This is a genomic window from Ignavibacteria bacterium (genome assembly GCA_016707005.1).
GTDB lineage: Bacteria > Bacteroidota > Ignavibacteria > Kapaibacteriales > Kapaibacteriaceae > UBA10438.
This window is the reverse complement of sequence record JADJIQ010000001.1, coordinates 583706-597323: the sequence shown is the minus strand read 5'-3', so window position 1 is coordinate 597323 and position 13618 is coordinate 583706. Positions and strand designations below refer to the sequence as shown.

Here is a 13618-nt window from a genome sequence, read left to right as displayed (position 1 = left end):
ATGCAGATCATTTACGATGACTCTACCTTCTGGATAGCCTACGGCGTGTCAAACGCCGGTGGTGCTATCCTTGCCATTACCGCAGCCAAGTGGCCTATAGCCTCTCGCTACCTCTATACTGCGCTCTTCGGCTGGGCCTGCTGGTTCAACATCACCACCGTGCTCGATACTCCGGAGGTGTATGCGGACTACGCCTACTTTGCTGTCTTCCCATTCCTCGTGGATTTCATCGACGGGTGGTTTTCCAGTAATACCCTGGCGGTGATCATCCCAGTAGCCATTGGTCAAGGCCTTATAGCACTCGGTATGATGCTCGGCGGAAGATGGCAGCGTTTCGCAGCCATCGGCGCTATGACCTTCTTCGTTGCTGTGATGCCTCTCGGCATCGGCTCTGCCTTCCCTGCCACGTTACTGATGGGGATCGGTGCGTTCTTCCTGATGAAGAATGCTTCTACTCAACATACTCCAGCTGTGCAGTAAAGTGACGCAGATATTCTGCCTCATACGTTAGCTTCATGCCGCGGAGTGATTCGCGTTGGTTGTAGACGTTGATGATCACTTCTGAGCAATAGTCGATGTGGCTTTGAGTGTAGACTCTGCGCGGAATGGCGAGTCGAACGAGCTCCATGTCCGGTCCAACGTGTTGACCTTGCTCGTCTGTTGTTCCGAACATCAGCGAACCGATCTCTACGCCACGGATGCCCCCTTCGAGATAGATAGCGCAACTGATGGCTTGACCCGGGAACTGTGATGGAGGGATGTGCGGAGCGAACCGTTTTGCGTCGAGGTAGACGGCATGACCTCCTGTCGGCTCTAGGATCGGGACGCCAGCCGCACGGAGCTTGTCGCCGAAGTATTCCACGCTCCGCAGTCGGTACCGCAGGTAGTCCTCTTCAAGTACCTCTTCTAACCCCTGCGCCATTGCCTCGAGGTCTCTTCGTGCAAGTCCGCCATAGGTTGGGAACCCTTCCGTCACGATCAGCACGGTGCGTGCACGTTCTGCCAGCACACCGTCATGCATTGCAAGGAAACCGCCGGTGTTGACCATGCCGTCCTTCTTTGCACTCATCGTTGCACCGTCGGCCAAAGAGAACATCTCGTGGGCGATATCGCGCACGGACACATTCTCATATCCCGGCTCGCGCATCTTGATGAACATGGCATTCTCTGCGAATCGGCATGCATCGAGGAAGAGCGGGATCTTGTAGGTATCACACACAGCGCGCACGGCCTTGATGTTGGCCATGGAGACGGGTTGTCCGCCCCCTGAATTATTCGTGACGGTGACCATCACAAGCGGAATGTTCTCTACTCCCTCGCGCTCGATGAGCTGAACAAGAGCATCCACGTCCATGTTGCCCTTGAAATCGGCACGCACGGATGGCTGCTTTCCAACAGCATTGAGCAGATCTATCGCAATGGCTCCGGAGTATTCGATGTTGGCTCGAGTGGTATCGAAGTGGGTGTTGTTGGGGATCGCCTTGCCAACGCCCCCTACGAGAGAGAAGAGGATCTTCTCAGCTGCCCGACCTTGGTGCGTGGGGATGATGTGGGTGAAGCCGGTAAGAGCACGCAACACATTCTCAAAACGGTAATATGACCGCGATCCGGCATAGGCTTCGTCGCCGTTCATGATGCCCGACCATTGAAGCGCACTCATTGCCGTTGTACCGGAATCCGTTAAGAGATCGATGAGCACATCATCGGCATGCAGCAAGAACGGATTGTAGGCCGCATCCTTGAGCAGTTGTTCGCGTTGTTCGCGTGTTGTGAAGCGAATGGGCTCCACACTCTTGATCTTGAAGGGTTCGATGATGGTCATTGGAGGGGGCTGAATCGTGCTTGGAAGAATCGGAGGTAGCGTGGTTCGTAGGTCATCTCTAGACCGGGGATGGATTCGCGACGGTCAAAGAGGTCCATCACCACCTCGGCGGTTACGTCAAGGTGGGCCTGGGTGTAGACCCGACGTGGGATGGTAAGTCGTACAAGTTCGAGCTTGGGATAGCGCTGTGCCCCGGTGTTCGGATCACGTCCGGCGGAAACGATCCCCCGCTCCATAGCCCGTATGCCCCCTTCGATATATAACTGGGCAGCCAACATCTGTGCAGGATATTGATCTTGCGTGAGGTGCGGGAGGAAGCGTTTTGCATCGAGGTAGATGGCGTGTCCACCAATGGGCAATACGATGGGAATTCCTGCTTCAATGAGCTGTTCTCCGAGGTACTCTACCTGGCCTACCCGAGCACGGATATGATCGTCCTGCACTGCCTCCTTGATCCCAATGGCCATTGCTTCCATGTCACGTCCGGCCAAACCGCCATACGTATGCATACCCTCATACACCACAACAAGCGTACGAGCTTCGTTGTAGATCCACTCATCACGCATAGCAAGGAATCCGCCGATGTTCACAAGCAGATCCTTCTTCCCGCTCATGGTTGCGGCATCACTGAGGGAACAGATCTCCAAGAGGATGCTTGCTACTGATCTGTCGGCATATCCTTCTTCTCTGGCCTTGATGAACCATGCATTCTCAACAGCACGCGTGGCATCAAGGACAACACGGATCTTGTGCGGCGGTGAGTTCTCGCACCGCGCGGAGGTTGGCCATGCTGATCGGTTGACCCCCTGCCATGTTCACAGTAGCACCGATGGTGACGTATGGGATTCGATCTGCACCAACGCGGTCGATCAACGACTGAAGTTTTGTCAGATCAACGTTGCCTTTGAAAGCAAAGGTGGACGTTGGATCATGCGCTTCATCAACGATGATGTCCTCAAACGAAGCACCGGCAAGCTCTTGATGGAGGCGCGTGGTTGTGAAGTACATATTCCCCGGAACAACATCACCCGGCTTGATGAGGATCTTGGAGATGAGATGCTCTGCACCTCTGCCTTGGTGTGTTGGGATCACATAGGTGTACCCATAATGTTCACGAACGGCATTCTCCAGATGATAGAAGTTCTCGGAGCCGGAGTAGGCCTCATCCCCCATCATCATGCCCGCCCATTGACGGTCACTCATCGCACTCGTTCCGGAGTCAGTAAGGAGGTCGATGTAGACATCGGCAGATCGAAGCAAGAAGGTGTTGTATCCGGCCTCTTCGATGGCACGCAGACGTTGTTCGCGTGTTGTCATCACAAGGGGCTCAACCATCTTGATCTTATACGGTTCGGCCCAGCTTCGTCTTTTCCGCTCCATGTCCATTCTCCAAACGGTGGTGATCGATAGAACAGCCACTAATTTCGGACATACAGCTCCTATTTCCAAGTCGAGCCCTTATCAGCGAAGATGTCCAACGGGCAACGTCACTACTTCTCCTGCTGCATGGATCGAAATGTAGAGCGGCTGTGAGGCAATGTTCTGGACATCCAACCGAAGATCATATTTGCCGGTATCGAACGGACCTCTGCGGTATTCGGCAAGGATCTCACCTCCGATGGTGTGAATGATGGCATAGATGTCGGTTCGGTCTGCAAGGGCAAAGGCAACGGTGATGTGTGTAGGGGTTTGACTGAGGATCCGAGCCGATAGGACAGATCGCGAATTGACGACGATATCGTCTTCTATGTTCGTTGGCGTTCTGATCAACGACACATCATAGATCGTTGCATTGGCCGTACTCTGCGTTCCGTCGTTCACCCAAAAGATGTTGGGCGCGCTACTCCGAATACCACCCACGATGGAACCCATCTTCAACGTGTCACCCACCATTTGATGTAACAACACCACTCCATGAGCTGTGGTTGGCACACTAGGATCCATCATGAACTCCGCTCCTGCACCAAGGAGGTCGGGCATCGAGACAGTGAGTTTTGTTTCGCGTGTTGTACCGTCGGCATGTTGCGACATCCTGCTGATGGTGCGCCTGAACGGTACACTGTCATTGCGTGTCAGTGTGCCCGTGCCGTCAATGTCATACTGACTCATTCCGCCAAAGAAGACAGTATGCATCGCCCCCTCCGCAGAATCGATCATTGGCAAAACGGCACTGTGGTAGTGGCTCAGATACTGACGTGCTCCGTCACGAACAACGTAGCCCGAATCATCGATATCGACGAGGGTCAGGTATGGACTATCATCCGGGATCTGAAAGACCCCTGAGAACATGGTATAGCCATACGTCCCATCGCGCCGTACTATCGGCACAAAGTTGTAGTCGCGACGATGGAGCTCAACAGCGTTGGTGAATGTGCGGTAGTCGGTGATGCGCGCAGTCGGACCAGTGGTATCGAATCGAAAGAACCGCACCTCATCGGTATACTTCTGCGTGAAGGACGGACCGTTCATAGGATTGTAACGTCCGTCGAATCGTTGTCCTCCGGCAAGTACGAGCTCATCACCAAGCACTCCGAGTCCGCCACCCGTTACGGCAAGTCGGTCATCAACAACTCGTTTGAATGGGGCTTCTGTTAACGCCCCCTTATCGATCTCTTGAATGAGTTTTGGCAGATCGACGATGATCATGGCATTGAACGTTGCATGATCACCGGCTGACCGAGAGAATCCGTACCCGCCTATGAGGTAGAGTCGGGTGCCGATATGTTCAAACTCAACATTCGTTGAGCTGAGCTGGTCAGCAAGATCAACCGGCAAGGAGCTCACCGAGACACTCTTGACGGAGCCGCGGACTTGGTCAACGAGCCAGATGTGGGTGTTGTTTTCCGAGGCAAGGAAGGACCGCGGGGGTTGTCGCTGATGAAGTCCGTCTATCCTGCCGCCAATGAAGAGCCAACGTCCGGAGAATTCGGCAGCTGCAAATGACTGCAAACCAGGCATCCCTGTAATGGTCCGTGGTTTCAGCTGCACGGTCCACTGGGCCTGAGTAGAAAGAGCCGAGATCAGTAGTACCAGCATCGTGATGAGCGAACGCATAAGGGCCTCAATGCAGATTTCGAGAATCATGCATTCTATGAAGTTCCCAACGCCTCCATGGTAACTAAGTCACGCTAGCGCGAGATGCCTAACTCTTTGCACTCACCAATGCTACGCCGGCTACGATGAGGACCATGCCCAGGGCGGTGGTGAGGGTGACGCGTTCCTGACCCATCGCAACGGTGAGGATGATGGTCACAAGGAATGTAAGCGCCGTGTTGAGCGGGATGTAGACGCTCATCTTTGCAAAGGAAAGGATGACGCTCATTACGATGAAGGAGCCGAAGAGGATCACCGCTCCGATCATGCCTTCTGTGGTGAAGAGCGCTGTAGTGATCACGCGCAGCTCCATGGGCTTGCCATGTAGTGCACGTGTGAGCATGGCGATCCCGCCAACGCCAAGGATGGCTTGCAATGATGTGAGTGCAAGCAACTTGATCATGGTTTTGCGCTTGGAGAGAGTCGCTGACGTTGCAGGGCTTCGAAATACTGACGGATGAGGTTCTCGTAGTCCTTGGAATATCCCTGACGAAGCTGTTGCATCATGGTGCGCATGGACTGACGTTGTTGCTCGGGTAGATCGATGGCGCCTGGGGAACGACGTGTGACGTCTTGACCGCTGTTGGACTCTCGTGACTTCTCGTAATCACGATCGTTCATCGACCGTGATGCATCAAGCAAACGAGAAAGGATCCGGTCCTGACGCTGACGTGTTTCGGGAGTGATGTTGCCGGACTGCATGTCGGACATCACCTCTTGCATGTCTTGCGCTATCTGATTGAGGTCGCCAAGCTGCTTCTTGTCACCAACGATCTTCTTGCGCTCCTGCTCAAGCTCCTGCAATGCCTTGAGCGCCCTGCCCTGTTGTCCGGCGAGCCGACCAAGTTCACCACGCTGCTTCTCGTCCATCTGCTGTCCACCCTGCCCCACGCGGTTCATACCCTCACCGATGGACTGCTGTTGATCTGCCAGTTGCTGAAGTCGTTGGAAGGGGCTCATCCCGCGTCCCTCGCCCTGACCCGGCGTCTGTCCTTGACCACCCTGCCCAGCCCCCTCCCCTTGCATCATCGACGCAAGGGATTCACTCATGCGGGAGGCGGCGCTGTTCATGGAGCTCATCGCCCCGGACTGACTTTGTTGTGCCTTGGATCCGTTACGATCGGAGAGCGACTGCATGGCGTCCTTCATCCCTTGTAAGGCATCACCGAGGTCCTGTGCCATTTCGGGTGAAACACTCGTCGACTTCTGACCGAGCTGCATCATGTTGTTCGCAATGTTCTGCATGGACTCTTGCAACTTCTGTTGCTTCTGGGCCATCTGCGGATACTGCGATGAATTGGGATCCATGTTCTTCATCTGCTCACGCAATTCCTCTTGCTGCTTGGATACATCGAGAAGATCGTTGATCCCCTTCTGCATCTGACGCATGGCTTCCTTCTGACTGTTGCGCTTCATCTCGCGTTTCATGTTCTTCATCTGCTGCGCAAATCGCTGCAGGTTCTGCGAGGCTTGCTGCTGCTTCTGCGAAGCTTCTTGCTTCTCGCCCTTCTCCATCTGGTCGCTGGCCTGGTCCATCTTCTCCTGCGTGCCCTGCGGATCGAGATCCTTCTGGGCCTGCTCCATCTTCTCCTGCGGCATGTCCTGGCCAACTTCCTTCATGAGCTTCTCGAGCTCCTTGGCCTCTTCAGCCAATCGCTTGAGATCTTCTTCGAGCCGGCGTTGCTCTTCTGCGAGCTTCTTGTTCTCTTCCTTGTTGTTCGGATTGGACTGTTCCGTGCGTTGCTGCAATTCGTCTTGTTTACGCGCGAGTTCCTCAGCACGCTTCTGCAATTCGTCCACCTTTTGCTCGGCTTGCATCCGCTTGAGCAGATTCAACTGACGTTCTAGGTTCTTCTTGAATTCTTCTTCGTTGAACTTGAACTCCTTCATCATCTTCTGGAGTTCTTCGGGAGAGACTTGATCCATGGCCTTCTTGAGCTGCTCCTGCATACGGGCAAGCTCGGGCGACTTCACTTCCTTCATGAGCTTCTGCAGCTCTTGATACTTCTTGAGGGTCTCCGGCGAGATGGCTTGATTCTGCTGAAGATTTTCCGTCATCTCTTCCATCTTCTGCACAACCTGGTCCATCCGCTTCTGCAACTCTTCCTGACGTTGCATCAGTTCTTCTGCCTTCTTCTTCTCGGACCACGATGCTTCTTGCTTCTGCTGTGACTGTTGCTTCTGCAACTCACGTTGGAGCTGTTCTGCCTCGCGCTTTACCTCTTCTGCTTCCTTGGCAAGGTTCTTCAATTCGCGTTGGGCGTTCTCTTGTGTTTTATCGGACTCGGCAAAAACCTCGTCCAACGACGGCATACGCACTGTCAGCGTGGACGTACGCGCGGTCTTCGGTCCGCCGAACTGATCGTTATCAGCAACTTCCAGATAGAACTCGTAGGCATCTTCCGGTGTGATATCCACCTTGGCCATGTTCCAGATATACGGTACATCCAGAACAGCCCCCTCACCAATGATCGGGATATCGAAGGAGCGGAAGTTCTTTTCCGGCTCGGCATACCGGGATGCCGTGAGGCGGTAGTACAGTCGGAGTCGGGAGAATCCATAATCATCAGCAATGGACGCAACGATCGGTACCAGCGCCTCTTTATCGAGTTCAACGTTCTGTGTTGGTTCGAGCAGGGAGATCATCGGATAGGCGTCCGTGAGGGCAACGATCCCGTATTTGACCGGGTCGGCATTGACCTGACCGTTCTTGTCACGCAGTTCGATATGGTACGTGCCCGTGCGGGAAACAGTGAACCGCCCCTTGGCCAAGGTCCCTCGTGCTTCGAGGCTGACGATGGATGTATCGACAGCAGATGAATCACCGGCTGACGAGATGATCACGAGCCGTGCCTCTGCAAGATCCTTGTTCGCAACGATCGAGACGTCAACATGTGAACCGGTCAGTGCTGTTACATCGGCTTGTTGTTCACTGATATCCGTAGGGGGCATGCGGGTGTAGGAAGGGGGCACTACCCTCCCTGTGAGTGTTCGCACCAATGGTCTGTCGATCACCGAGATCATCCCGGTATCTGTCCGCACACCATCTTCAAGCCATGCTGCCTCGGCATAGAACTGCACGGTCTGTGCAAGACCCGGGAGTTGGTAGTGATAGGTGGAACCGGTATCTCTTCGGATCACAAACGGCTGGTATCTGTCCGAACCGGCCTCACGTATATGAACCGTGATCTCTGCCGGTGCAACCCCGGTGGCTGTCACTTCGATCTGTGTGGCCGTACCTCGCATCACCGATGTTTTCTTCGGTGAGATCGTGAGTTTGAAGGGGGCTGGTGGTACATAGGACACGTTGTGATTCACGATCCTTGCCCACGCGGCACCTAGGATGCCGGGCGTGAGGGCCGTGATACCTACGAGGCCTACAATACTTGCAAGGCCAACCAAGGCCGCAAACCGCGGCCGACGTCGGTCGATGATAACACCGAAGTCCTTGTTCTCTACCGTGTGGGCAACGGACGTGAAGGCGGCGGCAGCTAGCTCCGACGTGCCTGCCCCCTCCTCTGTGAGTTGGAGAACATTGCAAAGCATGTCTCCCACATCTTCGTATGCCTCACCAACACGCAGCGATGTTTCTGTTGGCGATTCAAGCGGAAGCAGACCGAACATGCGAAGCAGTCCGGGTACTACCCAATAGCCGAAAGCGCCGAGTGCAGCTGCGATCATTGTCCACCACAGGACGGTGCGCACCTGCATCGAGCCGTTGAGGATGGCTTCGGTAAGGAGGAAGACGAGGACAACGCTCGATACAACGATCGAGGCGTAGCCAAGACCGCGCACAGCCGACCACGCCTGTTCTGAGCGGGCGGTGGAATGGAGTCGAGCTATGATCTGTTGTCGCGTCACAGGTGTGTTATCTCATCAATGCATAGACAATGATGTTCGTACCGATCTTCAATGATGCTTCGCGCTTCTCCGGTGGATCATGGTGAACCTCGGGGTCTGCCCATCCATCGCTTGGATTTGTTTCTACGGTATAGAACACGCACAACCTGCCGTCCACAAACAATCCTAGTCCTTCAGGGGGCTTGGCATCGTGTTCATGGATCTTGGGAAGTCCGTTCGGGAAGTCAAAGTGACTATGATAGATCGGATGATCGAAGGGAAGTTCGCGCAGTTCTTGGTCGGGCAGGACACGTTTGAGCTCCTTACGCACCGACGCATCCATTCCATAATCGTCATCGACATACAGGAATCCGCCATTCTGTAGGTAGGCTCTGAGGTTGCGCACCTCATTCTCTGTGAGATTCACTGTTCCGTGTCCGGTCATGAAGATGATCGGATAGAGGAAAAGATTATCCGTCCCAAGGTCTACGAACTCATACACCGCATCAACAAGGATGTTCGTGTGTGCCCGCACATAGCGAAGGAGATTCACTTCGGCGCTTGGATCGTTGTACCAGTCTCCCCCGCCCGAATATTTGGCGCGGGCTAGTTTCACGGCCGACTGCTGTGCGGCCGGTTGTTGAACCGTACGTGGCTGGACGGGCGCAGGAATTCGTTGTGCCGTCCCGTAAAGAGAGGCACAGAGGAAGAAGAAAACAACGACGATCAGGCGAATCGACACAGAACAACCTTCTTTTGGTCTTCAACGAACCATGGGATACCGAACATTTCGATCTGGATCTCCTGAACAGAAAGTCCAGGGTGATTGGCCACGGCCTCGGCGATCTCCTCCGACAGATCTCCGCCCTTGAGAAAGGCGCAGATCGCATTGGGTTTCATCATCGGATACACCCAGTCGATTAAGAGATCCACCTTGGCAACAGCACGCGATATGATAACGTCAAAGGCGTGCTGATAGTGCGGTTCGCCGGCAAGATCTTCTGCACGGGTGTTCAGGACCGTGATGTCCTTGAGTCCGGTGTGTTGGGCGAACATGTCGGTCATCGACGTTTTCTTACGAATGGAGTCAACCAGGAGCATCTTCAGATCCGGACGTGCGATCTTGATGGGGAGTCCGGGCAAGCCCCCTCCCGTACCGACATCCAGAACCCGGGCCTTCTGAGGAAAGGTCACGTATTTCATGAGGGTAAGGGAGTGAAGGATATGACGTTCCCAGACGTTTTCTTCGTCCTTCCGGGAGATCATATTTACCTTCTTGTTCCAGTATAACAACTCATCGTGGTAACGCTTTAGGGCATCCACTTGCGCCTTATCGATCACGATGTTGTTCGCACTGCACGTTGTCCAGAAATCTACAGGCGTCATAGGGTGGTTGCGTAGTTTAGACAGGTATGACGATCCCCTTTTTCTCCGTGATCATCTGCACCTTTCAACGTGCTCATCTGATCGAACGCGCCCTTCTTTCCCTTCAACAACAGATCGAGGAAGATTGGGAGGCACTGATTATCGATGACGGATCGACGGATGGAACGGACCATATCGTACAAAGGTACGGAGAGGCAGACCCACGAATACGGTATGTGACGAAAGACCATGAAGGTTCGGCTGCTGCCCGGAACTCTGGCATCAAGCTGGCAAGGGGGCTTTTTGTGACGTTCCTTGATAGTGACGATGAGTATGAACCGGATCATTTGTCGTCACGCAGGGCCATGCTCCTGGCCTACAGCATGGTGCAGCTGCTCCATGGCGGAGTTCGGGTTGTGGGTGACGAAATGGTGATCGACAAGGACGACCCAACGAAGAAGATCCACGTGAATGACTGTATCGTCGGTGGAACCTTTGTGGTCAGACGGACTCTATTTGACCGGGTGGGTGGTTTCGACCTTGTCCCGTATGCCGAAGACACTCTGTTCTACGAACGTTGTACACGCCGCGGTGTGGTGATCGCACGAACGGACCATCCAACCTATATCTACTACCGCGTCTCACCTGATTCGCTTACAAACACCTATGGCCAAACGTGAATCCAAGGCGGCAAAGACCGCACGTATGAACGAGATCCTGGATCGGCTCGAGGTGGTATATCACGATGCTAAGGTGGGTCTTGACTTTACAACTCCGTTTGAACTTCTCATCGCTACGATCCTCTCTGCCCAATGCACGGACGATCGTGTGAACATCGTTACCAATGACCTCTTTCAGAAGTATCGATCGCCGCAAGACTTTCTGCTCGTTCCCGTGGAAGAACTTGAGCAGGACATCCATTCCACAGGATTCTACAAGAACAAGGCCAAGAGTATACGCGGTTGTTGTCAACGGCTGATCGAACACTTCAACAGCACGGTGCCCTCCACGCTCGAAGAACTCATCACGCTTGCAGGCGTTGGCAGGAAGACCGCGAACTGCGTTCTGTCCAACTGCTACAACATTCCGGGCATCACGGTAGACACGCACGTAACTCGCATCATGAACCTGCTTGGTATGGTTGACACCTCGGATGCGGTGAAGATCGAATATGCCTTGATGGAGCTCGTACCCAAGGAACGCTGGAACACGATGAACCACGCCATCATTACGCATGGACGGCGGACGTGTATCGCACGCCGACCGCAATGTGGTACCTGTCCGGTCAGCGATCTGTGTCCGTCAGCATCATAGCGTCACGTTTTTCGTCCCCAACACCACATAGGTATACCTCCGATTCTCTATGTTCGCACACCTATGATCTCCACCCCACTCCTCCGACCGGTATTACTCGCTCTGTTCTGTTCGATCCTCGGATCGCTCGCCGTACATGCCCAGAACGAGATCGGTATCGTTGGCGGCGGGGCATATAATGACCACAACGCATCATTTGGGAAGCTCGGCACCTATCCGTCGTGCTGTCCGGAATTCACCGGCGGTTCAGGGATGGGATTCTATCTAGGGGGCTGGTATGGCCTTGCCCTCAACGATCGGTTCCGGTTGTTGGGTCGACTTACCTTCTCTACAGAGAACGGGAGTATGACCGATGAAGAACAGTCGTTTGTAGCCGACCTGCGAGACACGGCCAAGGTTGTTGACGCAACATTCACCCATCAACTCGATGCTACTCTTTCGAGTATCGGTATCGAGCCACTCCTTGCCTTTCGTGTGGTTGGCGGACTTGATCTCATGCTCGGCGCTCGTGTTGGGCTAACGCTAACAACATCCTTCCACCAGACGGAAACGCTAACCAAACCCGAGGATTATGGGACGTATCTCGGCGACGACCGTGTTTGGGTTGACACAGAGGCTGATATCCCAGATGCCGCAGGTGTCCGCGCAACGCTTGTAGGCGGGGTTCGCTATGTTCTGCCCATTGGCCGCGGACGCTCAACATTCCTCGCTCCAGAGTTCACCTACCACCTGCCCCTTACCGGCGTGGCCTCCAACGTCACCTGGGACGTTGCGCAGATCCGCTTTGGCATCGCCCTCGGATGGCAACTCAGCTCCTCACCGGCAGCCGATACCACGAATCAGGTGCCTGCTGAGCCCCCTGCCTTTATTCCTCCTCCACCGGCGGTGGTCATTGTTCCGGCACCAACAGCCTCTATCACGGTCAGTGGACGTATGCCGGACGGCACCGTGATCAACGATCCTATGATCCAGATCGAGGAAACACAGGTAACCACACTCCATCCGCTGCTCGGCCACATCTACTTTAATGAGGGGGCAAGTGACATTCCACAACGCTACCTCGAAGGTATAGAACGTGCACGCACGGACACCATCGGACTGAGTCCGCTTGAGGCTGCCCATGGCGAATTGGCCATCATAGCCCAGCGTCTTGCAGCTTCTCCACGGGCTACGATCAAGGTCACGGGGCATACATCGGGCACTGCTACTGATAATGGAATGCCTCTCGCGCGTGCTCGCGCTGAACGTGTCCGTGACAAACTCATCGAACTTGGTGTTGCACCATCGCGCATATCCGTTAGCGCCAGCAACGTGCCAACCCGGGCCACCAAGGGCAGCGACCCGGAAATGGCTGTGCTTGCCGCTGAAGAGAATCGTCGCGTTGAGATCACGTCTTCTGACGCTTCGATCAGCGGACCAGTCTCTCTTGGTTCTATTGCAGTATCCGTAGCGCCGTCAATGCTCCGCCTTCAGAGTAACATCTATGCGGCTGGCGGGGTTCGAACAGCACAGGTTACCCTGCGTCAGGGCAACGAAGTGATCGACATGAGTGACCAACGAGCAGTGGCCGACCGATATCGCGACGTGTCACTGGAGACAGCAGACCTGCGCAAGCTTACTGGAAGTCCGTTCATCGCTTCTCTCTCTGTGACCGACAGTCTTGGGAAGTCCACCGAAGCAGTTGACACTATTTCCGTAAAGCACCTGACGATCTCCAATAAACGCGTTGAGAATCTTGGTGACATTCTGGTGGAGCGTTTTGAGCTTGTGTTGTTTGAGTTCAATGATGTGGCAATCTCGGGTGACAATGCTCGACTTTTAGAGTATGTCCGCTCTCGAATGAAGCCGGGCACCACGGTCAAGGTGATCGGTGCAACCGACGTCATGGGATCTGATGAATACAACCGAGATCTTTCCTTGCGCCGTGCACGGGAGGTGGCTCGCCTTCTAAACGTGCCGGACGCCGCGGTTGAGGGCATTGGAGAGGCCGATCCAAACTTCCCCAATGACCTCCCTGAGGGTCGTGCCTATAACCGGACCGTGGTGATCGAGCTCGTGAGCCCCGTGCGCTGATCAGGTGGGGATATCTAACCCTTTGTAACCATTGGCTGTCCCTGCTGTTTGTGGTATCATTGTGCCTCGTTTCGGGTACGAGACGTATCATCTTGACAGCACGGAGGTTCC

The 13618-nt window shown here is 54.5% G+C and carries 10 protein-coding genes and 1 pseudogene; 4 read left to right on the top strand and 7 right to left on the bottom strand.

Translation table 11 applies throughout. The features are described 5' to 3' along the window. Complete coding sequence (locus tag IPI29_02575) at positions 1–480, top strand: hypothetical protein (GenBank protein ID MBK7411419.1); 480 nt, start codon at positions 1–3, stop codon at positions 478–480. On the opposite strand, the gene IPI29_02570 is transcribed toward IPI29_02575, so the two are convergent. From IPI29_02570 to rsmG, 7 genes and pseudogenes are all read right to left on the bottom strand, one after another. Continuing rightward, the gene (locus IPI29_02570; GenBank protein MBK7411418.1) at positions 452–1822 is read right to left on the bottom strand and encodes a tryptophanase; all 1371 of its coding nucleotides are present in this window, start codon (positions 1820–1822) and stop codon (positions 452–454) included. The genes IPI29_02575 and IPI29_02570 overlap by 29 nt on opposite strands. After that, positions 1819–3208 (bottom strand): annotated as a pseudogene (locus IPI29_02565) (tyrosine phenol-lyase). Before IPI29_02565 ends, IPI29_02570 begins: the two are co-directional and overlap by 4 nt. Before the next feature lie 75 nt (positions 3209–3283). Then, a complete protein-coding gene (locus tag IPI29_02560) occupies positions 3284–4876 on the bottom strand; it encodes a hypothetical protein (GenBank protein ID MBK7411417.1) in 1593 nt (530 codons plus the stop codon). An 88-nt stretch (positions 4877–4964) separates the two neighbouring features. After that, positions 4965–5318 (bottom strand): hypothetical protein, encoded by a 354-nt coding sequence (locus IPI29_02555; GenBank protein ID MBK7411416.1) that lies wholly within the window; start codon positions 5316–5318, stop codon positions 4965–4967. Next, positions 5315–8776, bottom strand: a complete 3462-nt coding sequence (locus IPI29_02550) for a hypothetical protein (GenBank protein MBK7411415.1) — start codon at positions 8774–8776, stop codon at positions 5315–5317. Before IPI29_02550 ends, IPI29_02555 begins: the two co-directional genes overlap by 4 nt. A 7-nt stretch (positions 8777–8783) precedes the next feature. Continuing rightward, positions 8784–9428, bottom strand: coding sequence for a DUF4159 domain-containing protein (locus IPI29_02545; GenBank protein MBK7411414.1), 645 nt, complete (start codon positions 9426–9428; stop codon positions 8784–8786). A 53-nt stretch (positions 9429–9481) separates the two neighbouring features. Further along, on the bottom strand, positions 9482–10141 hold the full coding sequence (gene rsmG, locus IPI29_02540; protein ID MBK7411413.1) for a 16S rRNA (guanine(527)-N(7))-methyltransferase RsmG: 660 nt from the start codon (positions 10139–10141) through the stop codon (positions 9482–9484). Positions 10142–10167: 26 nt separating this feature from the next. Between rsmG and IPI29_02535 the strand changes: the two genes are divergently transcribed. The 3 genes from IPI29_02535 (at position 10168) to IPI29_02525 (ending at position 13507) form a co-directional block, all read left to right on the top strand. Beyond that, a complete protein-coding gene (locus tag IPI29_02535; GenBank protein ID MBK7411412.1) occupies positions 10168–10800 on the top strand; it encodes a glycosyltransferase family 2 protein in 633 nt (210 codons plus the stop codon). Continuing rightward, the gene (nth, locus tag IPI29_02530; protein MBK7411411.1) at positions 10787–11434 is read left to right on the top strand and encodes an endonuclease III; all 648 of its coding nucleotides are present in this window, start codon (positions 10787–10789) and stop codon (positions 11432–11434) included. Before IPI29_02535 ends, nth begins: the two co-directional genes overlap by 14 nt. A gap of 63 nt (positions 11435–11497) precedes the next feature. Beyond that, the gene (locus IPI29_02525) at positions 11498–13507 is read left to right on the top strand and encodes an OmpA family protein (protein MBK7411410.1); all 2010 of its coding nucleotides are present in this window, start codon (positions 11498–11500) and stop codon (positions 13505–13507) included. Positions 13508–13618: the final 111 nt, after the last annotated feature.